The following is a 23,143-nucleotide window of genomic DNA, read 5'->3' on the forward strand; positions in this document are numbered from 1 at the left end:
TAAGACAGAATAGATAAACTCTGAAATCCTTTATCATACTTTAGAAAGTATTGATAGTAAACTATAACCATAATACCGATGACACTATTGGCTAATTGCACTAAAACTGCTTATTCTAAAGAGTCTCTTATAGATTAGGTTTAGCAAAATACTCACTATTTGACAGACTATTCTAACGAATCATATGATTTTACTTTTAACTAGAGAAGACGTAAACTAATTATCAATCAACTTAATAAGGAGGATGATCAATTTGTCACAGACAGTCTATACGAATTATTGGGTCAATCGTCGAGCGAATCTAAAGAAAGAACACGGAAGTTACCTTACTGAAGAAGAAGCGTTACAAGGAATCAAAATCTGGTGGGAAATCCATAAAGAAAAACATCATGATGTCCAACAGACGCGCACTAATTCCGGTGCCTTAGAAATTACCTATGGTGATGAGAACTATTTTTACCGAATTGAAAAAAGAGAAATCACTGATAAGTTACCTTCTCGGAAGTATAAATTGAGGTCTAAAGGGGAAATCGAATCATTACGATTTAAACACCGCTTAAACGACGAAAGTTTCTTTTATGAAGAATTAGCTGAGCCTTACCGCGATCGACTAATGGTAGTGATGGCAGATGCCCAGAAATTACGTGAATACGTTTATGATGAAAAGGGTCGTCCTATTAAAAAATATGTATAATATAAATTAACGCCACACGCGAAGAAAGGCAATTTTCTTCGCGTGTGGCGTTTGCTTCATTATTGATTAAATTTAACTGTTCAAAAAGATATTAGTGTAAACTGCCACCGATAATTCTATCATCTACTTGATTATGATAAGAAACGATCGTGGCTAAGGCAATTTCTAAACCTTCTACAATCATATCCAGACTCATTGAAGGCGCAGGTCTCTTAAGTGTCTGTTCCGGTAAATATGGCACATGTATAAAGCCACTTTGTATATTAGGGTATTGTTTTTGACATAGATACAATGTTTGATACATGATGTGATTACAAACGAAGGTGCCTGCTGAATTGGATACACTGGCAGGAATCGTATGTTCATTCAAGGATTCAACGATAGCTTTAATTGGTAACTGGCTAAAATACGCTGCTTGTCCATCGGCTTTTATTATCCGATCAATAGGCTGTTGCCCGGCATTATCTGGAATAAGTGCATCATCCAAATTGATGGCGACTCGTTCTGGTGTTATGCCAAATCGTCCACCAGCTTGCCCAATATGAACTACGATATCAGGAAATTCCTGTTCAATCACCTTTGCCACAACATCGGCTGATTGATTGAAAACAGTCGGGATTTCTAGTTTGATTATTTCTGCATCATTAATTGTATCTTTGAGCAAATGAACGGCTTCTAATGCAGGGTTTTTAGTGTCCTGACCAAAGGGATTAAAAGCGGTAACGAGTAGCTTCAACATGTTATGACCTCCAAAATAGGGAATGATAGATAAATATTGCTATAAATTTTCAGTATTATATAATGAAAAGGTATAATAATACCGATTATATCACACGTATACATTTGTGAAAAATTTAGTACTTTTAAAAACTAGAGAGTAGGTCATCAATGTTTGAACAATGGGTTGCAATGGAAGATTTTTTTTATTCATCAATGATTATTGAAATTGCGATAGCAGTAGTATTTGGTATTGTTGCGATTGCTACGATTTTTAATTTAAAGAATAAACGGTCGCGTATTTTATTTGGTATCAGTGGCTTGATCGTGGCAGTTATGGCTGCCTTGATATTTACTGGTTTAAATAAGCATCAAGACTTTATAGATAAGACACGCTTTGAGAATGCAGCAGTTAGACGATACACCGTTGCACCTTTCAATAAATTTCGTTACTCTAATACCGAAACCTCCATTTATAGAGTCGGTTATATGGTCGAGACGTTTAAGGATATTGGACTATACAACGCCTTTCCAATCGAACAAGAAATTGAGTATTTGGGAAGTGACAATAGCTTTATGTATTTTCAGATTGCTAGTACGACCGTATATGCTAATCCTCGTTATGTTGAGTTTACCGATGAAGTGGACAAAGCCAAACGTGTGGGCATTCAATTTTCTTTAATTGAACCAGAATTTGAAGAACTTGGTTTCTTCTTAGAGTCAAATGAATTCTTTGAACAGTATCTCGTTCCTAAGACTTTAGAAGACAAGGTCGTTGATCCTAAAGTCGCTGATAAGGCCGTTTATCAGCATACTGAAGATACAATAGCCGGTTGGGTTGTTCACTAAGATCAATGCAGTAAAATAACAATCGAAGAAGGTGAAATATATGTTTGGATTTTTAACAATGGCTTGTTTGATGGTAGGGATGGCATTCGCAGTCATCTATTTAAAAGAACCAAGAACTTTATGGTTAGGTAGTAGTTTCCTGGCAATGGTCATGACTTTAGGTATCACACTTGCCACTTTCTTAATTACGCTAGGGCAGGTGACGCCTGTGCTGATCCTTGCCATAATAGTTGGTCTATTACTGTTTTTTCTACCAACCATTATCATCATCGTATTCTTATCCAGTGGAGTAACAATTATCCGACGAGAAGGTTTACGTTTAACCAACATATTGGCCTTTGGTGCCGGATTAATGACGATTGCTTACTTAACCATTTGGCCATGGGTAGGGGATATGACCCAGCATAATGTGATGAGTATTCTTTATGCCTATATTTCGTCTCTAGCGCTTTATTTTATTGTTCTGCTAAATTTATATACTCTAACGACCGCCTTGAACCTAATTCATTTCAATATACCTCAGTTAGATTATTTAGTGGTCTTAGGTGCAGGTTTAGACGGTGATAAAGTAACGCCATTATTAGCAAGTCGTATCGACAAAGCCATTCAGTTATATCATCGACAACCATCTGTTCAATTAATTATGACCGGCGGCCAAGGGGATGATGAATTAGTATCTGAAGGCTTTGCGATGGCAAATTACGCTTTGGAAAAAGGGCTTCCTTGCGAAGCAGTTATCGTTGAGGATAAAGCTGTAAATACTGAAGAAAACATCGCCTTCTCCCATCAATTGATGGCTAAGGAAGAGGCTAAATTTGCGGTAGTAAGTAACAACTATCATGTGTTTAGAGCATTATTGCTTGCTAGAGAACAAGGTTTAAAATGTATCGGTTTCGGTGCAAAAACGAAATGGTATTTTGCGATTAACGCCTTTATACGCGAATTCATTGGTTACCTCTATTTAAAACGGAAATTTCATTTAATAGTTATCACCATCTTTACGATAGGCTTTACGTTATTACAAGCCTTAATTATTTATATCAACCAATACATAGATTAGTGTTTATCTAAACAGTTGCTTAACCTTTTTAATATGGTTAATGGCGACTGTTTTTTAATATGTTGATTAAGTTTATTAGCTGTTTATTAACATATAGGTTAAAATATAATGAAACCGATAGAAAAGGAGAATTACATGACATTTAAATTGCTCGAAACAAAACAGTTACACGATATTCAATCAGAAGGTCGCATTTATGAGCATGAAGAAACAGGGGCTAAAGTATTACGTTTAGCCAATGACGATCCAAATAAGGCCTTTACCATTGCATTCAAAACGCCGGCATATAGCGATAACGGCATTGCACATATTCTTGAACATTCTGTTTTAAATGGTTCGAAGAAGTATCCATCTAAAGAACCATTTGTTGAACTAATTAAAGGTTCTTTGAACACCTTCGTCAACGCAATGACTTTTTCTGATAAAACAATTTATCCAGTCGCATCCACAAATCAACAAGACTTTGAAAACTTAATGGGAGTTTATCTTGATGCGGTTTTCCAACCAAACTTCCGAGAGAACCCTCAAATTCTTGAGCAAGAGGGCTGGCATTATCATTTAGAATCAGCTGAAGAAGATTTAATTTATAAAGGTGTCGTTTATAACGAAATGAAGGGAGCAAACGCCTCGCCTGATCGTCAGTTATCCATGTTTATGAGACGTAACCTCTATCCTAATACGCCCTATGCCTTTGATTCAGGTGGTAATTCACCAGATATTACGTCTTTAACTCAAGATGAATTTATTGCTTTTCACGAGCGTTATTATCATCCATCTAACTCATTGACTATTTTATACGGAGACCTAGACGAAAACGCTGCTTTTGAAGATTTAGCAGAATATTTCAGTGGGATGGGGCAATTAGATGAAGCGATAGAATTAGCTTTCGAGAGTCAAATTCCAGAAGTAACAGATGTTGAAGAGACGTATTCATTAGCGGATGGAGACGATCCTAAAGAAAAAGATTACTTAGCCCTAGCTTGGCATACAAATACTGTCGATAAAACATTAGATTATTTCGGCTTTAGCATTTTAACGGATATTCTTTTCGATAATAATGAGTCGCCTTTGAAGAAAGCCTTATTAGATGCTGAAATCGGGGGCGATATTGACGCAGATTTCTCGCAAATTGGATATGTTGAAGCCTTTTCAATTGTGGCGAAATTCTCGCAAAGTGATCGCATGGACGATTTCAAACGCATCGTTAAAGACGTCTTAAGTCAATTGGTAAAAGAAGGAATCCCAGGTGAATTAGTGGAAGCCTCACTGAATAAACACCTTTTCCATCTGAAAGAAGCGGCCATTTCTGAAAGTAATCCTCGTGGTGTTATTTATGCGATTGGTGCTTTAAATAGCTGGTTATATGGTAATTCACCATTCGAACGGATTGAGTTTTCTGATGCTTTAGCTCAATTAAAAGTGTTAGCAAAGGAAAGATACTTCGAGGAGTTAATTGAACGTAAATTATTGGATAACCCACATAGAGTGGCATTGACACTTAAAGCAGACCCTGGTAAAAGCGACCGCCAAGAAGCTAAAACCTTAGCCGACTTAAAGGCTTACCAAGAAAGCCTTAGTACAGAAGAGGTTCAAGCATTAGTGGACAATACACAAGCATTAATACAAAAACAAGAGCAAGCGGATAAACCAGAAGATTTAGATAAAATTCCTCGTTTAACACGTGAGGATTTAACGACTGAGACATCTGTCAAGGAAATCAACGTATCAGAGCTATTTGAAGGTACTATCTTTAACCATGCGGATGAATTTACATCTGGTATTGATTACTTAAATCTGTATTTTGACATTTCTGATTTCAAACAAGCTGATTACGAAGCACTCGGTTTCTTAAGTAATTTATTAGGCAGCTTACCAACAGAACGTTATTCTGTAGCGGAACTTCAAACTCAAATCGACCTTAATACAGGTGGGATTCATGCGAATGTTGTCGTTTACGATGATCCAAAAACAAAAGAAACAAAGCCATATTTGGTAATTAGTGGAAAAACACTTGAAGAATCATTAGATGCCTTATTGGTCTTAATGCAAGAAGTATTATGTCAGACGAAGTGGAACGCGACCGAAGATATCTTGAAGTTAACACAAAGCTACCTTTCAGATTTCGATCGTCAAATCGATTTCAGCTCACATGCGCTGGCTGCTTCTCGTGCGATGAGCCAAGTGAAAATCGCAAGTAAATTGAATGAACAGACATCTGGTTTAGATCAATACCAATACTTACTGAAAACTCGTGATCAGCTGAAAAACAAGGAGGGCGCACAGTTAACTAAAACGTTAGAGACATTAGCTAAACAGTTGATGAATCAACAAAGAATGCATGCCCTTTATGTTGGGGATGCCAGTCGTGTTGAACAAGTAAAAGCTCGCATTAAAACAGTCTTTAAACAAGTTCCAAGTGAAACGCTTGCTAAAAAAACAGTCCTAGCAACCGGATTTAAGCAAAAAGAAGCCTTCATTACGGCACAAGACGTTAACTATGTTGCCCAAGCAGCTAACGCATTAGATGCTTTACCGTATTCGGGTCCAGCAAATGTTTTAACGACAATGTTACGTTTCGATTATTTATGGAATAACATTCGTGTTAAAGGCGGTGCTTATGGGGCGATTATGCAGATGACACGTTCAGGTGGTTTAGCCTTTGTGTCTTATCGTGATCCAAACATCATGAAGACAATCGAAACTTACCAAGGTTTGCCAGCCTATATTGCGGAAATGTCAGTTGATGAGGCTGAACTATTTAAAGCAATTATTGGTACAATGAGTAATTTAGATCAACCACTTTCTGCTTACCACCGTGGGTTGAAGTCCTTTACAATGTTACAAACAAGCTACTGCGAAGCAGATATTATACGTCTGAAAGAAGAAATATTAGCAACGACATTAGAGGATTTAAAGTCAATGCATGCAGCCTTTGACACTTTATTAACTAATCCAGCAACTGTTGTGATTGGTAATAAAGCACAAATTGATGCAGTAAAGGATCAATTCGACGTTATTAAAGAGCTTTACTAACCGATCAAAATAATAACATCAAGCGTCTGGTCAAATGACTCGGTGCTTGGTGTTATTTATTTGCTTTTAAAAAGCTTAAAACTAGACGATTAATCAATTTGACTATTTTATTGTAATGTACTTCATTTCTTAAGTTATATAAACACGCTTTCTATAGAGCAGCGACAGAAAGCTAATAAACTATGTGGAAAAGGGTGATTAGTTTTTCGTTTTAGGTGAATTTAACTCTCTCTTATGACGTTTATTTTTTTTAATCGCCCAGTCATAATGACTAGAGGTAGCTGAAATCCAATAACTTGCTAAGGTTGAATTTCCAGTCCAAGTTAAATACCCCTTAGTAAACAATTCCTCATCAGAGAAAGGTTCAACTAACCCCATAAGCTGAGAATGACTCTCTTTAAAAGCATGAATACTTTCATTTAGGGTGGTCTGTTGATGATTCTCCCAGATTTTTTCATTTAATCCTGAATAGTTTCTCCAATTATATGGTTCGGGTAGAAACGCTTTATTTATCCCCGATTTTTGGTTTTTAGCCCATTTTATCAGCAATTGATGCCATTCGTACAAATGAACAATAACATCTCTTACATTTTTATCACGTTTCCAATGATTGGCTTTTTGTTTATCCAGAAAGTCCTCTGGGAACATAAATGGTGTGTTTAGTTCATACGTTGACATGTTTTCTAACGTGTTAATTAGCTCTGAAAATTTCAGCTCTGATAACTCCATAAGATCTATTTTATTTGTTGGTCGTGGCATTTCAAACAATCCTTCCTTTTACGGGTCAACTTACTGTTTACCTTGTCATTATTGATAGGTTACTACTTAATGTTTCACTGCAGCAAGAGCCTTTAAATAGTTCAAATAAAAATGTCCGATGCTTTAACCATGATTTTATCTCAGTATAAATCATAAATAACCTTTATAAAAGCTACAACAGAGCTTCATACACTTAACAATTTAAAGAACCATTCTAGCCTTAGGAGAAGGGGACAATGGTAATTTGATGACATACTAGGTAGAGTGTATTAGAATTGATATACAATTAAGTTAAAAAGGTGGAATGAAAATGACAAGAATTATCATTGGACTTATCGTAGTAGCCGTCATCGCTTATACTTTATATACACAAAATAAATTCTATAAAAGAAATGATAATCAAAAGGATAAATAAGGAGACTAGTAATGCCTTTAGAATTAACAGCAATTTCAAGTAATTATGAAATAGGTGTAATCAGAAGTATTAAATTTTTAACACAAGGAAAATCTACAAAAACGTGGAAAATAGAAACAGAAAATGAAGCCTACATTATGAAAACGCCACCAATAAAAGAGTCGGCAAATTTCGCTTACAATATCAGTTTACATATTTAACAAACATATCCTAATTTAACGAGCGAATTTTTGTTAAGCAAAAATAATACACCGTATTTGTTAATGAATGACACATACTATAGTGTTCAGTCATTTATTACACATAAAGACTCAACGATTCAGTTAGAGGATGTATTAAGCGATTATAATCTATTAAGAAACAAGCTAGCAAGTTTCTCATCGGAATTCGAACCCAATAATCGATTTACATTAAGTAAACTATGGACGGAATCCAGCCTTTATTTATTAAACACTCATCTTAATCTTTACAAACACGTTTCTAAAGACCTAGAGACGCTCTTAGAGCTTGATTCAAAGCGAGATACATAGATACACGGTGATCTAGGCTCCTGGAACATGCTACAAAGACCGAATGGTTCAATAAGCTTTATTGATTTTGATGAAGCAAGAGTTAGTCCAAAATATTTGGATTTAGCTGCGATTTACAGTTCCTTTATAAAGAATGACGAACAAAGATACTTACAAGGATATACAGAAGCTTTCTTAGAGCCGATGTCTGAGGAAACCAACCAGAAGGAATTATTAATGACCATCAAGTTATGGATACTAAAAGGTCTATTAACGTCTGCAAAGACCAACAATCAGGCAGTAAAGCATTTTTATCACATATATCAATTCATAGACTCTTTCAATTCAAAATAATATAATATATATTATGTAAACCCAAGTTTGTAAATTAAATTAGCGAATTAAGTTTACGAAAGTTCATAACTTAATTCGCTCTCTTCTCTCTTTTTAACTGAACATGCCTAAGTATCTTTCAAAGTCTTCGATTGTCACTAAATTATGATTGATAGCATAAATATTTTCTCTGTAAAAGCCAGTGTCTGAGTCTGTACTTTCAAAATAGTTCTTAGCTGTTGTTTGAAATTCAAATTCATCATCCATTAAACTACCTACTAATTTAACCTTTTTATCTTCATCATGAATATTATAAGGTATCGATATGGTCGCATTGCTTAGTGGTATCGGATAATAATCACTATGTTCATACTTCTGTGAGTCAATTGAGGAATCATCCGCTTAAATCGATACATACAATTCACGATAAGTATTTATTTTTGACTGAAGATCTTCTTGCTGCATATTCTGTAACTTATTGAAAAAGTCAGCGATAAATTCCTTTTCTTTTGAAGTCTTACACGCACTAACTAAATAATCTATATCCATTTCAAAGTTTATGGCTAATTGAATCAACCACGGAACATCATCCGTATTAAAATACAAAATACTTCTGACTCGATCAATAAAAATCTCCTTTACAGAGTTTACTCTAAACGTAAAGCCAAGCTCTGTTTCAAATTTTTTGACAGATTCATAGTTTCCAGCATAAGGACCTGTTAGAAACTCAATTGCTAGATCAAGTTCTTCATGATACCAATGGCGCGAATCTACTTTTACAAACTTTAATAATCCCAGTACTTCATTCATTATTTGATTTTCAGTAATAATGATATCAATATCTTTTGTCATATAATCACTATCTGTCCAAAATTCCAAACTTAAACCACCAACAACCACAAAATACTCATCGGTATAATTCAATTTTTCGTTGCATTTTTGTTGATAGAAATCAAAAATTATCCCTACAACTTCGATTGCTCTTTCCAATCTGTGTAGGGATTTTACTTTATCTAATAAATTTATGTAATCTTTTGTTGTCTTCATTTATCTAAGATGTCCAATATTTTTTTCTCGGCATCTGTTCTAGGTCGCTTATTTTCAGATGAGAAGTCATATTTTTTAGCTAACTCTTTAGTAACTTCTAAAATCATTTTTTTCTCATACACTACGTTTGTTTGTCTTTTTTTGCGCACCTGTTTAATGATGTTTTTCGTTGATTCCATCCGACTTCCCTCCTCTTGTTTATGTCACCCTTATTATAGCAAGAATCTAATGGAATTTATAGTATACCGAGCCTTCTTTAATTAGATGGTGTGACGAATATAATAATAGAAGACATTTACTTGGCCGATTATTAACTAATTACTCATCTCATATAGTTTGTCATGATCTTTACGCTTAAATGCATTATATGAGCACGTCATAAGAATTTTACTGCTTTATGATGGAATATAGAAAAAGTGTATCCATGACAAAAAAGTAACTTACAAGTACTAAGCACATATTTTTCTCACCAGTGAAGATTTTTTCGAAATTTGTGACAAAATTTACGCGATTCATGAACAGAAAATTATTAAGCTTTCGATGGAGGGACACCTATGAGTTATGTCACTTATTTAATGAAACTAAGTTTTAAAAATAAGCTGAACTTTTTCCCCATAGTCTTGCCAATTATTATCATTGGATTTTTTGCCATTATGAATACTAGTGCTAGTGAAAACACCAGTTATATCAATTCGATTGGTAAAGAAGTTCAAATTATGAATGATTTGCATGTTGGCTATCTGAAGATTTTAAAAGTATGTCATTCATAACTTCATCTTTGGAAAACAACACAGCGATAAGTAAGGGAGCTATTGAGTACGCTAAGCAAGGCAATTGGTCTGATTCTTTAGAGATCCAACCTAGTTTACTCGAAAAGAATGTATTAGCTAGTATAGAGAACGGTATGACAACTCCTAACGAATCTTATGTAAGAGCTATGTACAATCGTAAGGCTTCCTATGAAATTTTATCTGCGTGAATTTTCAGGGATTGAAATTAAAGGCTTTACCTTCACTTACAGAATGATGGATATACTCTTTCCAGCGATCTTTACGATTTGTTTAATTGCGCTACTCAGCAATATATTTGGTGTAAACCTGGTAGAGCGCACGGGTTTTGAAGATATGTTTCCTGTGAAGCAAGTTAAATGGCAATTGAAGAAAACTATTTTGATTTTTTTAATTAGTTTGTTTCTATGCTTGCTTTGGTATAGTTTCTACGTTAATGAATGGCAGTGGCTCTCTCCTCTACCCTATTAATCTATTTACAGACTCGTACTTAGAAACTATACCTTTAAGCACAATTATTGGTAAAGTAGCCATATTACAAAGCTTTGGCATCTTGTTTTTAGTCTCAACCGTCTATCTAGTTTCCTTACTTGTTAAAAATCAGATGACAAGCTTGTTCATTTCGGCATTTATGATTATTGGGCCTATTCTTTTAACTGGCAATGCAGCTCCGTTAGGTAAGCTGTTGCATTTATTACCGACTACCTATTTCAATGCAACACGAGTGATTACTCATCAACTTGCAGTAGAAAATGATAATTTAAACATTTCGTTTGTAACGGGGATCTATGTACTGTTGGTGTCTTCATGCCTGATTATTTGTATTATTGTGTTCTTAAAGAAACAGCATGAAATCAAACAACTTTTCCATAAAACCAAGTGACTTTAACTTATTACAATTTATGAAGCGTCATGAGTTACTACTTTTCAATTTGGAGGCTTTGGTTTTTAATAACATTCCCTCCCCCTACACAGATTCTACTGGTAGAGGGAGGGGAATATATTAAATGAATATTTTTTTACTTTTGCTTGTCACCTGCATAAATTCATTTGTTTAAGGAGAAATTCTAAAACAAATGAATTTATTCGCATGCTTGTTTTCACGCGACGTTTTATTTTGTAATTATTATACAATAATTATACAGTTAACTAAAAAGACTCAACAACATTCAGACAACTTCACTTGATATAGGTATCTATGCAAGATTTTAATTCATCCGATAGTTAAATTGTTTTCGTTTGTCTAATATATATCCGTTTTTCTCCTCAGCATCTGTTCTAGATTGCTTATTTTCAGATGAGAAGTCATATTTTTAGCTAACTCTTTAGTAACATTTAAAATCATTTTTTTCTCATATACAATATTTTTCTGTCTTTTTTACGCACTTGTTTTATACTATCTCTTGTTAACTCCATCTGAGTTTCCACCACTTTGGTCATAAAATGAGTATATAAAAATGTGAGAAAGCCGACAGTTTTACTTTGCCCTTTCATACATCATATAGTTGTCTAGTTCTCCTTTACTAATAATAATGAGGCACCTTTTAAATTACAAAATAATACGCAAAAGAATAAAATAGGAATTCAAAATTTACGTGAATTTATTAAAAAACTTTGTGTGTCTGTTAGAAATGTAATTTTATTGACACGAGTTGAAAAGGTATATAAAATCACAATAGAAGGTCGATAAAATATGACATTACAGAAAGGATATGTTTTATGTTTAAAAAATTTATTATCACTTATAGAAACTTGCTAATATTTTTAGGAGGACTTGTTTTAGGTCTGTTTTTAAGAACCTTTGTAAGCTTTTTCTTCTAAAAATTGTCCGATAGGTCACACTAGCTTCTGTTTGTAGCAATAGTCTGTATTTTCCGTTGCAATCTTATGTATAACTGACTTGCAAAACACACCCCAGACAAAGCTAGAATTTACCTAACTTTGTCTGGGGCTTTTTAATTATTATTTAATAAATAGTAATAATGTAACCGTCAAGTACAAATCGACAAATGGGCATGCGGACAATATCTTAGACCGAATTATTCATAACTCCTTTAAAATATTACTCGATGGGGATATATCCATGCGAGAACGTCATGGTTTGGTGCCCTAAAATTAACGAAAGGAAATGGATCAATCTTTTTCTCTATCGTGTAAATTGCGTTTCTCGGTCTATACGAAACTTAACTAGCAATAATTGTTGTTTCTAATTTAGCATAAATAACAATATTCACAAGTCGGCCATCTTTTTAGTAATCTTTCTCTTCTGCCAGGCAATGTTGTGTGATCTCGATGCGTTATCGTTGCGTTGTTTTGCGTCCTTTAGTCATCGAGGATCTTCCTTTACGAGTGGATTTGAGTGCCTTACCATTAGTATACTGGTTTAGCTACAGCCTTAAAACAGATTCGTCGGAAATACCATAACGTTGACTGCACCCAGCAAAACTAGATGGTCCATCTTGAACCGCCTCTAACTTTAGCTCAGTAGGATAAAGCTTCCATATTCTGGATTCCTTCAAGCCATCGAAACCTTCTGCTTTATATTTTCTTACCCAGGTCTTCAGAGTTGTTCTACTCGTCTCATAGTTCTTCGCCACCCACTGTATACTTTGATTCTGGTCAATGACTTGTCGAACAGCTTGGTCTCGTTCTTCTAACGAATGTTTACTTCCTCTTTTATACATAGAAATAGCCCCTAATAAAGCAATCAGAGTTTTTTGGTTTCTCTTTCTACTTTATTGGGAGCATATCACTATGACATAAAGTATTTTTTTAGATTAGTAAGCTACTCAATTACTTTCGCTAAATGTATAATCGTATACTTCTTCCAAAAACGACTGTTCATCTATTTCACTAATAATAAAAACTGTTTTACCCCATAATTTAATTACCCATTTTCCATCCGAATTCTTTTGGTAATGAGGATTTTTAATAATATATTCCTCAGGAAAATCGATTTCTTCAAATTCAATTTCTGGTAAATAATCGCTAACGAGTTGATTAATCATCTCTTGGTTCATCTCAGGCGTTATCTGATCAGCGACCTCTTTGTAGATAGCAGCATAATCAATGTTAAAATGCTTTAAATAGTCAACTGCAGGATTAGTCGGATTTATTTTTTCAGAAATAGCTTTCTCCTCGAAATTCCTCATATCTACGTTAAACTGGCTCGTCTTCACAACGTCCTCTGCATCAAGGTTCATTAATATTTTAATAGATGACTCATTAAATTCAATTGTTTTTACAGCTAATGAACTATCAGCATTTTCAAAAAATCCTTGATATGGAAAAATCTCTTCAGCGCTGGCAGTACCGTTGAGACCTACAAAAGAAAATAAAAACAAATTTAGTAAAAGAATATATTTTTTCATACCAATCCTCCTAATTATAGTAGTTAATTACTAATAATAAATATCAATTAAGGTGCGAATAATATAATCTAAGAAACTCTCATTTCATACTCGACAAATTGTAAATCTTTCCTTCACGATTAATTTAGTTATATCGGAATAAAAACAAGTTAAATCATTCAGTTGCTATTATATTCTCAAATGAATTCTGGACTTAAGCTCAAACTCGACGTTTTTTTTCATAGCATTCCCCTTTACAGTTGAATAATTGTACTAGCACAGAATTAACATAAATATTTATAAAACAAACCTTTAGTTTATTCGTAAATGTTTATGTTACAGTCAACACTTTCGACCTTAAAAACATTTGCATATTCGGGTCTTTTACGGTTTCACCCCTCAAAAAGTCTCACTAAATCTATTGGAGGCTGCTGAAAAAGCACCGTTTTTAACAAAATATAGTTAATTACTGGGTTCATGAAACTCATCTACTTTACGCATTAAATGGAAAGTAGATTTTCTATAATTAAAATAAGAGGATTTTTAGCTATTAGTCGATTTATACCTAAAATATGGAGCCAAAGAGAGTAACTCGTTCAATGTTAAGTCTCTATACTCGCCTAGTTGGAGACTGCTTTCTAGTTTTAAGGGTCCCATTTCAATTCGTTTTAAATAGATTACTTTTTTACCTTGTGCCAAGAACATTTTTTTCACTTGATGAAATTTTCCTTCTTGAATCGTAAGCTGAACCTTGCTAGTTCCTTGATTGGTAGATAAAACCTTTAGTTTAGCTGGCAGACATTTTACACCGCCAATGAAGACAATTCCTTTTCTAAAAGCTAGCACATCCTCATGGGTAACATCTTCGTTAATAATCGCCTCGTAAGTTTTCGAAACTTTTTTATTAGGTATCAGTAGCTGATAGCCTAATGGTCCGTTATCAGTAATCAACAATAAGCCCTCAGTATCTCGATCTAAGCGACCAACTGGATACAATTTGTCGTTTAGATCCTCTGGTCTTAATAAATCGATAACTGTCTGGCAATCACGGTCTTTTCTAGCAGTCACAACCCCTGCCGGTTTATTCATTAAATAGTAACGATGCGACGGAATGGGTATTTCTCTTTCTTTAACTGTGAGCGTATGTATTTGACTCTCGACATTAAAACTGCCATTAATAATTATTCTATCGTTAATTTTTACTAATCGCCGTTGAAATAAGCGTTTAATATCCTTTTTAGAACCCATTTGATGTTGAGCTAGCACTTCGTCAATCCGCATGGTTACACTCACTTTCTCGCATTATCTAAATTTTACTAAAGCTAAGTTTACTATAACTTGCTAGCGCTTGTAAATTTGATTAATGAGAAAAAGGGAGCTAAAACCTATTATCTCTAGTAAACCTTTGCTTCTTCTATTTTTTTCTTACAAACATAGCCTTATAGCAACCAGTAGATATTCAAGTTTTCCGTTTTGATTGTTTTGATACCACTAGGTGTATTCGGCCAAAATGGAATATCCTTTAAAAGAAAAGAAAAGTGCGCATCATCTTTAATGACACGCACTCCTTGAAACCTATATTATTTGTAATTGACTGCTACAACATATGAAGACAAACCTTGTTCTACGGTGCAATATTTCTAGTTTAATATTCTGAAAAATAAAGGTTCGACTTATTCGGATGACTCTTCGCTGGTTGATTCAGTATCAGATGAATTTTCAACACTTTCAGGTGTATCAATATCTTCTAAATTGATAATATCACCAGTGACTGCGTCGATACGGATTTCACTATCCTCTTGATCTTCTTCAGTATTATTTTCAATATCGATGGTCCAGATTGGATTTTCATAACCATCTTCCCAGAACTCATACCAATCAGGATCGTCCACCGTTAAGTTCCAATTGGTGATTTCACCTTCACCGTACTCTGCCGTTGCAATTTCAACCGCTTCATCTAGAGAAATTAATACTTCTAAATCAAGTCCACGTCTTTCTGCATTCTCATTAGTAGCGTCGGTTTCTTCGTCGACTGAAGTATCTCCTTCAACCGATTCCTCGGACATTGATTCAGAAGTACCTTCTTCTACACTGGTTTCAGTATCAGTAGCAGTTGTATCTGTTGAGTCAGAAGCGTCTGTATTAAATAGCCCTTCGTTAAAAGCTTGTTCGCGGATGTCGCCGTTGACCCACTCAATTTCTAATTCGAAATTATTATCTTCGGCATCAAATCCATTAATCGTTATTTGATAAACATCTTCTGTTTCTGTTGTCTCTTCATCTTCATCAGCATCATCTCTGTCCAACTCTACATCAATCTCTTCAATTTCTGCATCAGGATATTCCTGTTGGAAAATATTGAGTGTTTCTTCCACACCTTGTTGAACAAGACTCGCTTCTATTTCAGCTACTTCTTCGCTTACTTCTGTTGAGGTATCTTCAGTTGTCGACTCAGTCGTTTCTTCGACTGACTCTTCAGAACTTTCCTCTGTACTTTCCTCAGAGCTTTCATCTGTATTCTCCTCCGACGATTCTTCCGTCGACGTTTCAGAACTTTCTTCTGTTGACTCTTCCGGTAATTCTTCGCTTGGATCCTCCACTTGCTCACTCGACTCAGACGTATCATCTTGAGCCCACACAACAGGCGCGACAGCTACACTTGCTAATAAGGTCGTACTCAAACCAACTAGAACCATCTGACGTAATGACTTCTTCATAATATATCTCTCCTCCTGATTTTCTAAAAATTCAATTACCTTACTTACTCACAGTGTAATAATCATCAAATCACTTGTAAAACATAATGCATCGATTTATCTCAAGAGCGCGCAAGTTTAAATAATAATTAACTTTAGTCTATAAGAATCTTAAACTAAGTGTATTCTTGTTTTGATTTTCCTATAACCATGGATTAACAAGTACTTATTAGCATTCATGTTTAGCATTTCCTTTTCTATAGTTATGCATCTAACTTATGATAGCCAAAAAACACTAAATATTATCATTCATACGAATGATTATTTAGTGTCTTTTTTTGCCTAAAGTGCTATTAATTGATTAGTACTTTGTTACATTGACTAATGTTATTAAGGCGCAGTATATTAATTTTTAGCTTTATGAACTTTAAGGGTTTTACCTTTAACTGTACGACTCTGCATTTCAAAAACGACATAAGGTCCTTTTCCATTTAATATTTCAATATAGGTGACATTTTCTTGAATCGTGATGATTCCGATGTCATCTGCTGAAATATCTTTAATGCTTGTCAAAGTTCCAACGAAATCAACGGCACGTAATTTTTTCTTCTTACCACCATTAAAGTAAACTTTTTGTATATCTTTATCCAGTTCTTTCGCACGATTATCTTTTCGTACAATACGCGTTTGAATTTTCTTTTCAAATGCTTCTTTAGCACGAGTCACTATACGTTTATTAGGTGCATAAACTTCTGTCGCTTGCTGATCACCCTCAAAAGCGTAATCGCTAATTTCTTCCCAACGTCTTTGATCGTAATCACTAATCATCGTCAAAGCAATCCCCGTCTTACCGGCACGTCCTGTTCGGCCTGTACGGTGAGTAAAACTCTCTTTTTCAAACGGTACGTCGTAATTTATAACATGCGTGACATTTTCAATATCAATTCCACGAGCTGCAACATCTGTCGCTATCAAGTAACGTAATTTTCCTGAACGAAACTCATCCATCACGGCTAAACGGTCATCTTGATCCATCCCACCATGTAACTTATCAATCGGTAGGCTAGCTTTATATAAGAAGGCATCCACCGAATCGACAACATCCTTTGTATTACAGAAAATGATACAAGCATCCGGATTTTCTATTGTTAATAAATCTAATAGTAATTGCTCTTTATTTGCTTCACGTACTTTAATGTAAGAATGATTAATTTTAGGTGTGTTAGCTTCTGTTGGAGCCATTTTAACTGCCTGACGGTCTGCTTTCATATAAAAAGTTGCTAAGCGTTCGACTTCAGCTGGCATAGTCGCTGAAAATAACATTGTTTGACGTTCTTTTGGTAAGTAACTGATAATATCTTCCACTTGATCAATGAAGCCCATATTAAGCATCTCATCGGCTTCATCTAGGACTAAGCTTTGAACTTTATCTACGACTAATGTTCCTTCTTTTAAATGATCTAAAATTCTACCAGGCGTACCAACCACGATATGACTTTTCTGTTTTAATTCAGATTTTTGAGTTTTAAAGGGAGATTTACCATAAACTGCCGTTACTTTAATTCGTTTTAATCGACCCACGTTCATGATTTCAGACTTAATCTGTAAGGCTAATTCACGTGTAGGCACTAAAATTAAGGCTTGTGGTCGATTTTCTTCCCATACTGCTTGTTCACATAATGGGATACCAAATGCAACGGTCTTCCCGCTCCCTGTTTGAGATTCCACGATAATGTCTTGATTATCTAGCGCCAAAGGAATCACCGCTTCTTGGACTGCTGTGGGGTTAAAATAACGTAAGCTTGTTAATGCTTTTGTGATGTCGGAACTAATTCCGAATGATTCAAATGATATATTTTTCATAATTTCCTGCTTTCTTTTTCTTCGCTGAATCATTATATCAGAATAAGAGGAAGATTACTGTTAAAATCGGACATTTTAAAGATAATTATTGCTTAAATTTACTATTTATATCTAATATCGATAGGGCCTATAATAATATATGAACCGTTTAAGTATCAAAACATTATTTTGACTATCATAATATCAACTATATAATTTATATTGAAAGCGCACACTTTGCTTAGTTCTAATTCAGGTGGAAACTGAGTTTTGTGAAACAGTTTGAAATCTTTGAGCCACTTTACAGCACTCAATGGTCCAATTATCATCCCAATGGGATATTGATTAGAGTGATTCTTGAACGTTTTGGAAAATTTAATTAGCTAATGAAACTGACGGACATGTGATTGTAATCAGATTTGATGTACCCGATGGCACCATCTTCCAAATTAAAAAGGTATCCTCCATCTTTGAAACTCTATTAGCGAATTCTAAAATTGGGTGATATTTTTTTGGGGGCTTAGTTTTGTGGCTAAGTGTATTGTTATTCTCTCGTTAATGCTTATGTTATGATTATATCAATTATATTTATTAGGAGTGGTGAGATGCCAACTAACTTAAGAAATCCCCTACTCTTTCAAGGGGATTTAAAGAAATCCAATTATTTTGAAGGTTGGTATTACAAACAAGTCTCTCAAGACCAAAAAACAAGCTTGAGCTTTATTCCAGGCATCAGTTTAAACAAGTCGGATGAGCACAGTTTTATTCAATATATACTAGTACAAGCCGATGATACTGGCCAAACCTCAACCTTAACCGGCTATATTCGTTATCCCTTAGCTTCATTTAACTATCATAATAGTCCTTTTGAAGTTCAGATTGGGAACTCTGTGTTCAGGGAAGATAATATTACAGTCGATTTAAAAGATGAACATGTTGAGATTAAGGGTCAACTTGACTTAGGCTCTTTCTTACCCATTGAAAGTTCTCTTCTTATGCCCAATATTATGGGAATCTTTGCTTACACTCCTAAAATGGAATGCTATCACGGTGTCATCAGTATGGATCACACTCTGGAAGGTCAATTAACAATCAACCAAAAAACGATTCAATTTTTGGATGGCAAAGGATATATCGAAAAGGATTGGGGGACTTCATTTCCTAAACGTTATATCTGGTTTCAAAGTAATCACTTTGAAGAGTCGTCGACCAGCATATTTTTCTCGATTGCTCATATCCCCTTTCATTTCACTGAATTTGAAGGCTTTATTTGTAATCTGGTTCATCATGGAATCGAATATCGTTTTGCGACTTACAATTTAAGTTGCTGTTCTATAGAAGAGGTTTCTTCCAACCAAGTCCGTTTACGACTGGAAAACCGGAAGGCATCCTTAGAAATTGTGGCTGAGGTAACAGATCGTGCAGAATTAATTGCTCCTGTTAAAGGCATTATGCAGAAGACTATCAAAGAAGGTATAAGTGGCGTCTTAGCTATCCGTCTTGAAAATAAACAGACAGGTGAAGTATTTAAAGATATTGGCCGTCATGCTGGGGTTGAAATTGTCGATTATCACGTTTAATTTTCTTTGCTATATAGATGCAAAAAACTAGCCAGTCTTTTGGCTAGTTTTTTTATTTGGGGAATCAGAGGCTTGCTTGTTTCATTTAAGAGATAGTTGCGATCTTTTCATCTAATCCTTCGTGTGTATGATTTAAGTGACTATCACCCTTATCGCCTTATGAGAGTTTCTCATCGAATTATTACCATATTCTTAGAATTATATGAGCTTAGCAATTGTAAACGGCAACATGTTCTAAAGCTTGTGAAATTTGTGAATCCTTGTTTTACAGGGCTTTCTATCTATGTTAAGCTACAAAACAGTCAATATTACAAATTAATTACAAGAAACGAGGCAAATTGTGACTAAATTAAGAGTCGAAAATTTAACGAAAATATTTGGTAAACAAGATAAAGAAGCTTTGAATTTGATGAATCAAGGGCAAAGTAAAGAAGAAATTTTGAATGCTACGGGTGCGACAATTGGTGTCAATCAGGCGTCTTTTGATGTTCAAGAAGGTGAAATCTTTGTTATCATGGGCTTGTCGGGTAGTGGTAAGTCCACGTTGGTGAGAATGTTAAATCGTTTGATTGAACCGACGAGTGGTAACATTTTTATTGATGAGACGAATATCTCTACTATGAATAAGAAGAATTTACGAAATGTGCGTCGTAAGAAAATTAGTATGGTTTTCCAAAACTTCGGTCTTTTCCCCCATCGTACGATTCTCGAGAATACAGAGTATGGTCTTGAAGTTCAGGGTGTGGATGCTAAAGTTCGCCGCAACAAAGCTGAGAAGGCTTTGGAGAATGCTGGTTTACTTGCTTATAAAGATCAGTTTCCGGATCAATTATCTGGTGGGATGCAACAGCGTGTCGGGCTAGCTAGAGCGCTCGCAAATGATCCTGATATTCTGTTAATGGATGAGGCTTTCTCTGCCTTAGATCCTTTAATTCGTCGTGATATGCAGGATGAATTGCTTGAGATGCAGAAAACAATGAATAAAACGATTATTTTCATTACGCATGATTTGAACGAGTCCTTGAGATTGGGTAATCGGATTGCAATTATGAAAGATGGCGAGGTTGTTCAAATTGGTACGGGGCAAGAGATTTTGTCTAATCCCGCCAATGAGTATGTGACGCGTTTTGTCGAGGACATTGATCGTACGAAAGTTTATACAGCCGAACATATTATGGAAGAACCAACGGCCGTTTCTAAAGAGATGGATACGCCTGCGGTTGCTTTAAAAATGATGGAAGATGAAGGGATGAATAATATTCTTGTCGTTGATGATAAGCAGCAATTAGTTGGTTATGTCACACATGAGGAAGTTGAGAAGTTATTGAAATTGGATCATACGACGATTTCTAGTGCGATTCAAAGTGATGTCCCTGAAGTTGCTTCTGGCGTGTTAATCGACCATCTTTTTGATGTCATTCATGATTCAGAAACACCGGTTGCCGTCACAGATAAAGACGGAAAAATCGAAGGTGTCATTGTCAGAAGTAATGTTATCGGTGCGATGACGACGGATTATGATCTCAATGATACACAAGACAGAAAGGAGTCGGCGACCGATGAGTAGTTTATTAGATTTTTTCCCCCACTTACCTGTCTCACAGTGGATGACGCAGTTAATTGAATGGTTAACGGTTCACTTGAGTTTTATTTTTGATAGTATTAAAGAGTTTGGGACAAGCTTGATGGAAGGTACGACTCAAGTGCTGTTATTCATTCCCCCGCTTGTATTTATAGTGATCGTTATGTTTATTGCTTACTGGGTGACTGGTAAGAAGTTTGGTTTAGCTGTTTTTGCTGGTATTGGTTTATGGTATATCCATAACCAAAACCTCTGGACAAATATGTTAAACACCTTAACTTTAATCATTGCGGCAAGTTTAATTTCCATCATTATTGGTGTACCCCTAGGTATTGTGATGGCTAAGAGTAAGTTTTTAGAGCGTATTTTACAGCCTGCTTTAGACTTTATGCAAACAATGCCAGCCTTTGTTTATTTAATACCGGCTGTGTCATTCTTTGGAACTGGTGTCGTACCTGGTGTATTCGCGTCTGTGATTTTTGCTTTACCACCAATTGTCAGATTTACGAATTTAGGTATCCGTCAAGTGCCTGAAGAACTTGTTGAAGCTGCTGAATCTTTCGGTAGTACAGGTTGGCAAAAATTAGTCAAGGTGGAATTGCCAAATGCTAAATCAACGATTATGGCTGGTGCTAACCAAACGGTTCTGCTTGCCCTATCGATGGTTGTTACAGCCTCAATGATTGGTGCGCCTGGTTTAGGAACCGATGTTTTAACTGCCTTACAACGTGGCCATGTTGGTTCAGGTTTCGTGTCAGGCTTTGCTTTAGTGGTGATGGCAATATTAATTGACCGTATCTTGCAAAGTATTAACAGAAAAAACGCTCAATAAGCAGAAAGGATTAAATCACATGAAAAAATTATCTATAAGTAAAATCCTTGGCTTATTGTTAGTTCTGTTGATGGTTAGCGAATTAGCCTATAGTCTGACTCAAACAGAATTTACAAGTAAACAACAAGGTGAAACTATTCAACTCGTTCATAATCCTTGGGATACTGAAGTAGCATCAACTAACGTGATTGCTTTGGTTTTAGAAGAAGCAGGTTATAATGTGCGATTGGTTTCTGTCGACAATGCGATTATGTTTGAATCGGTTGCTTCAGGTGAGTCAGATGCGTTAACTGCTGCTTGGTTACCAACGACCCATGGCTCAATTTTTTCTAGTTACGAGGATCAAGTCGTCGATCTTGGCCCTAACTTAGATGGAGCCAGAAGCGGATTAGTAGTTCCTAGTTACATGGACATTGATTCAATTGATGAATTGGATCAAGAAGCCGCTAAGAATATTGTTGGAATTGAGCCAGGTGCCGGGATTATGATACAAACGGAACTGGTTATGCAAGAGTATGACAATTTAAGCGATTGGACGTTAGAGTCCCCTTCTACTGGTGCTATGTTAGCATTATTAAAAGATGCTTTAAACAATGAAGAAGACATTGTGTTGACTGGTTGGACACCTCATTGGAAGTTCCAGCGTTATGACTTGAAATTCTTAGAGGATCCGTTAAATGTTTACGGTGAATCAGAACAAATTCATACACTTGTGCGCCATGGTCTCAAAGAAGATATGCCAGAAGCTTACCAAATTCTTGATAACTTCTTTTGGGACGTTGAAGATATGGAAAGCGTCACATTAGAAATGGAAAATGGTGTGACGGAAAGACAAGCTGCTCAAAACTGGCTTGACCAAAATCGTGATAAAGTTGACCAATGGTTAGCTGAGTTACCTGAAAATTAATATACAAAGCTCCCCTCTGCGCAAATTATCTTGTGGCAGCGGGGAGCTTTTATGCTTTATAATGACTAACGGTTCCGGTGGCTTGTAGGGGTATATCGATTCTGTCGATTTTTTCAGTAAGGAATTCTTGTTGATGTAACAGCCTAGTCA

21 protein-coding genes and 1 pseudogene are annotated in these 23,143 nt (G+C 35.4%); 12 read left to right on the plus strand and 10 right to left on the minus strand.

Annotation, left to right across the window (positions count from 1 at the left end; translation table 11 throughout):
- Positions 1-253 precede the first annotated feature (253 nt).
- Positions 254-694 (plus strand): hypothetical protein, encoded by a 441-nt coding sequence (locus tag ACTQ45_RS02920; protein WP_441750469.1) that lies wholly within the window; start codon positions 254-256, stop codon positions 692-694.
- Positions 695-785: 91 nt separating this feature from the next.
- On the opposite strand, the gene pcp is transcribed toward ACTQ45_RS02920, so the two are convergent.
- Complete coding sequence (gene pcp / locus ACTQ45_RS02925) at positions 786-1,430, minus strand: pyroglutamyl-peptidase I (RefSeq protein WP_441763027.1); 645 nt, start codon at positions 1,428-1,430, stop codon at positions 786-788.
- A gap of 152 nt (positions 1,431-1,582) precedes the next feature.
- Between pcp and ACTQ45_RS02930 the strand changes: the two genes are divergently transcribed.
- The 3 genes from ACTQ45_RS02930 (at position 1,583) to ACTQ45_RS02940 (ending at position 6,353) form a co-directional block, all read left to right on the plus strand.
- The gene (locus tag ACTQ45_RS02930; protein ID WP_441762907.1) at positions 1,583-2,260 is read left to right on the plus strand and encodes a hypothetical protein; all 678 of its coding nucleotides are present in this window, start codon (positions 1,583-1,585) and stop codon (positions 2,258-2,260) included.
- 40 nt (positions 2,261-2,300) lie between these two features.
- Positions 2,301-3,320: a YdcF family protein gene (locus ACTQ45_RS02935; protein WP_441762908.1), complete on the plus strand. Its 1,020-nt coding sequence runs from the start codon at positions 2,301-2,303 to the stop codon at positions 3,318-3,320.
- Positions 3,321-3,455: 135 nt separating this feature from the next.
- The gene (locus ACTQ45_RS02940; RefSeq protein WP_441750472.1) at positions 3,456-6,353 is read left to right on the plus strand and encodes an insulinase family protein; all 2,898 of its coding nucleotides are present in this window, start codon (positions 3,456-3,458) and stop codon (positions 6,351-6,353) included.
- A 198-nt stretch (positions 6,354-6,551) separates the two neighbouring features.
- Here ACTQ45_RS02940 and ACTQ45_RS02945 read toward each other — a convergent pair whose 3' ends face one another.
- Positions 6,552-7,112 carry a ClbS/DfsB family four-helix bundle protein gene (locus ACTQ45_RS02945; RefSeq protein WP_441762909.1) on the minus strand — a complete coding sequence of 187 codons (561 nt, stop codon included), beginning with the start codon at positions 7,110-7,112 and terminating at the stop codon, positions 6,552-6,554.
- 426 nt (positions 7,113-7,538) lie between these two features.
- Between ACTQ45_RS02945 and ACTQ45_RS02950 the strand changes: the two genes are divergently transcribed.
- On the plus strand, positions 7,539-7,727 hold the full coding sequence (locus ACTQ45_RS02950) for a hypothetical protein (RefSeq protein WP_441762910.1): 189 nt from the start codon (positions 7,539-7,541) through the stop codon (positions 7,725-7,727).
- Positions 7,728-8,057: 330 nt separating this feature from the next.
- Positions 8,058-8,390, plus strand: a complete 333-nt coding sequence (locus tag ACTQ45_RS02955; protein ID WP_441750778.1) for a phosphotransferase — start codon at positions 8,058-8,060, stop codon at positions 8,388-8,390.
- A gap of 93 nt (positions 8,391-8,483) precedes the next feature.
- On the opposite strand, the gene ACTQ45_RS02960 is transcribed toward ACTQ45_RS02955, so the two are convergent.
- From ACTQ45_RS02960 to ACTQ45_RS02970, 3 genes are all read right to left on the minus strand, one after another.
- Positions 8,484-8,636 (minus strand): hypothetical protein, encoded by a 153-nt coding sequence (locus tag ACTQ45_RS02960; protein ID WP_441762911.1) that lies wholly within the window; start codon positions 8,634-8,636, stop codon positions 8,484-8,486.
- A gap of 135 nt (positions 8,637-8,771) precedes the next feature.
- Entirely contained in the window at positions 8,772-9,416 is a 645-nt protein-coding gene (locus ACTQ45_RS02965; RefSeq protein WP_441762912.1) for a hypothetical protein, read from the minus strand.
- Positions 9,413-9,595 (minus strand): hypothetical protein, encoded by a 183-nt coding sequence (locus ACTQ45_RS02970; protein ID WP_441762913.1) that lies wholly within the window; start codon positions 9,593-9,595, stop codon positions 9,413-9,415. The genes ACTQ45_RS02965 and ACTQ45_RS02970 overlap by 4 nt, the downstream gene beginning before the upstream one ends.
- A gap of 375 nt (positions 9,596-9,970) precedes the next feature.
- Here ACTQ45_RS02970 and ACTQ45_RS02975 point away from each other — a divergent pair, with 375 nt between their 5' ends.
- The 3 genes from ACTQ45_RS02975 (at position 9,971) to ACTQ45_RS02985 (ending at position 11,087) form a co-directional block, all read left to right on the plus strand.
- Positions 9,971-10,186: a hypothetical protein gene (locus tag ACTQ45_RS02975; protein WP_441762914.1), complete on the plus strand. Its 216-nt coding sequence runs from the start codon at positions 9,971-9,973 to the stop codon at positions 10,184-10,186.
- A 189-nt stretch (positions 10,187-10,375) separates the two neighbouring features.
- Positions 10,376-10,675, plus strand: coding sequence for a hypothetical protein (locus tag ACTQ45_RS02980; protein ID WP_441762915.1), 300 nt, complete (start codon positions 10,376-10,378; stop codon positions 10,673-10,675).
- Positions 10,641-11,087 carry a hypothetical protein gene (locus tag ACTQ45_RS02985; RefSeq protein WP_441762916.1) on the plus strand — a complete coding sequence of 149 codons (447 nt, stop codon included), beginning with the start codon at positions 10,641-10,643 and terminating at the stop codon, positions 11,085-11,087. Before ACTQ45_RS02980 ends, ACTQ45_RS02985 begins: the two co-directional genes overlap by 35 nt.
- Positions 11,088-12,591: 1,504 nt before the next feature.
- On the opposite strand, the gene ACTQ45_RS02990 is transcribed toward ACTQ45_RS02985, so the two are convergent.
- The 5 genes from ACTQ45_RS02990 to ACTQ45_RS03010 form a co-directional block, all read right to left on the minus strand.
- Entirely contained in the window at positions 12,592-12,888 is a 297-nt protein-coding gene (locus ACTQ45_RS02990) for a transposase (RefSeq protein WP_441762917.1), read from the minus strand.
- Positions 12,889-12,993: 105 nt separating this feature from the next.
- Positions 12,994-13,575 (minus strand): hypothetical protein, encoded by a 582-nt coding sequence (locus ACTQ45_RS02995; RefSeq protein WP_441762918.1) that lies wholly within the window; start codon positions 13,573-13,575, stop codon positions 12,994-12,996.
- A 522-nt stretch (positions 13,576-14,097) separates the two neighbouring features.
- Positions 14,098-14,835 (minus strand): 16S rRNA pseudouridine(516) synthase, encoded by a 738-nt coding sequence (locus tag ACTQ45_RS03000; protein WP_441750482.1) that lies wholly within the window; start codon positions 14,833-14,835, stop codon positions 14,098-14,100.
- Between the two features lie 392 nt (positions 14,836-15,227).
- Complete coding sequence (locus ACTQ45_RS03005; protein WP_441762919.1) at positions 15,228-16,271, minus strand: PepSY domain-containing protein; 1,044 nt, start codon at positions 16,269-16,271, stop codon at positions 15,228-15,230.
- Between the two features lie 384 nt (positions 16,272-16,655).
- Positions 16,656-18,113 (minus strand): DEAD/DEAH box helicase, encoded by a 1,458-nt coding sequence (locus ACTQ45_RS03010; RefSeq protein ID WP_441762920.1) that lies wholly within the window; start codon positions 18,111-18,113, stop codon positions 16,656-16,658.
- Between the two features lie 584 nt (positions 18,114-18,697).
- On the opposite strand from ACTQ45_RS03010, the gene ACTQ45_RS03015 reads away from it, so the two are divergent.
- The 3 genes and pseudogenes from ACTQ45_RS03015 (at position 18,698) to ACTQ45_RS03025 (ending at position 22,993) form a co-directional block, all read left to right on the plus strand.
- Positions 18,698-19,672: a tocopherol cyclase family protein gene (locus tag ACTQ45_RS03015; RefSeq protein ID WP_441762921.1), complete on the plus strand. Its 975-nt coding sequence runs from the start codon at positions 18,698-18,700 to the stop codon at positions 19,670-19,672.
- Between the two features lie 340 nt (positions 19,673-20,012).
- The gene (locus tag ACTQ45_RS03020) at positions 20,013-21,239 is read left to right on the plus strand and encodes a quaternary amine ABC transporter ATP-binding protein (protein ID WP_441750486.1); all 1,227 of its coding nucleotides are present in this window, start codon (positions 20,013-20,015) and stop codon (positions 21,237-21,239) included.
- A pseudogene (locus tag ACTQ45_RS03025) lies at positions 21,232-22,993 on the plus strand (ABC transporter permease/substrate binding protein). Before ACTQ45_RS03020 ends, ACTQ45_RS03025 begins: the two are co-directional and overlap by 8 nt.
- Positions 22,994-23,143: the final 150 nt, after the last annotated feature.

It is taken from the genome of Fundicoccus sp. Sow4_D5 (genome assembly GCF_052116365.1).
In the GTDB taxonomy this organism is placed as follows: Bacteria; Bacillota; Bacilli; order Lactobacillales; family Aerococcaceae; genus Fundicoccus.

What these genes read in the sequence shown, in the direction of transcription:
- ACTQ45_RS02950 (WP_441762910.1), top strand. Translation starts at nt 7,539, where the DNA reads ATGCCTTTAGAATTAACAGCAATTTCAAGTAATTATGAAATAGGTGTA.
- ACTQ45_RS03000 (WP_441750482.1), bottom strand. Translation starts at nt 14,835, where the DNA reads ATGCGGATTGACGAAGTGCTAGCTCAACATCAAATGGGTTCTAAAAAG.
- ACTQ45_RS02945 (WP_441762909.1), bottom strand. Translation starts at nt 7,112, where the DNA reads ATGCCACGACCAACAAATAAAATAGATCTTATGGAGTTATCAGAGCTG.
- ACTQ45_RS02990 (WP_441762917.1), bottom strand. Translation starts at nt 12,888, where the DNA reads ATGTATAAAAGAGGAAGTAAACATTCGTTAGAAGAACGAGACCAAGCT.
- ACTQ45_RS02935 (WP_441762908.1), top strand. Translation starts at nt 2,301, where the DNA reads ATGTTTGGATTTTTAACAATGGCTTGTTTGATGGTAGGGATGGCATTC.
- ACTQ45_RS02995 (WP_441762918.1), bottom strand. Translation starts at nt 13,575, where the DNA reads ATGAAAAAATATATTCTTTTACTAAATTTGTTTTTATTTTCTTTTGTA.
- ACTQ45_RS02940 (WP_441750472.1), top strand. Translation starts at nt 3,456, where the DNA reads ATGACATTTAAATTGCTCGAAACAAAACAGTTACACGATATTCAATCA.
- ACTQ45_RS03015 (WP_441762921.1), top strand. Translation starts at nt 18,698, where the DNA reads ATGCCAACTAACTTAAGAAATCCCCTACTCTTTCAAGGGGATTTAAAG.
- ACTQ45_RS02965 (WP_441762912.1), bottom strand. Translation starts at nt 9,416, where the DNA reads ATGAAGACAACAAAAGATTACATAAATTTATTAGATAAAGTAAAATCC.
- ACTQ45_RS02985 (WP_441762916.1), top strand. Translation starts at nt 10,641, where the DNA reads ATGAATGGCAGTGGCTCTCTCCTCTACCCTATTAATCTATTTACAGAC.
- ACTQ45_RS02980 (WP_441762915.1), top strand. Translation starts at nt 10,376, where the DNA reads ATGAAATTTTATCTGCGTGAATTTTCAGGGATTGAAATTAAAGGCTTT.
- ACTQ45_RS03010 (WP_441762920.1), bottom strand. Translation starts at nt 18,113, where the DNA reads ATGAAAAATATATCATTTGAATCATTCGGAATTAGTTCCGACATCACA.
- ACTQ45_RS02975 (WP_441762914.1), top strand. Translation starts at nt 9,971, where the DNA reads ATGAGTTATGTCACTTATTTAATGAAACTAAGTTTTAAAAATAAGCTG.
- ACTQ45_RS02970 (WP_441762913.1), bottom strand. Translation starts at nt 9,595, where the DNA reads ATGGAATCAACGAAAAACATCATTAAACAGGTGCGCAAAAAAAGACAA.
- ACTQ45_RS02960 (WP_441762911.1), bottom strand. Translation starts at nt 8,636, where the DNA reads ATGGATGATGAATTTGAATTTCAAACAACAGCTAAGAACTATTTTGAA.
- ACTQ45_RS03005 (WP_441762919.1), bottom strand. Translation starts at nt 16,271, where the DNA reads ATGAAGAAGTCATTACGTCAGATGGTTCTAGTTGGTTTGAGTACGACC.
- ACTQ45_RS02930 (WP_441762907.1), top strand. Translation starts at nt 1,583, where the DNA reads ATGTTTGAACAATGGGTTGCAATGGAAGATTTTTTTTATTCATCAATG.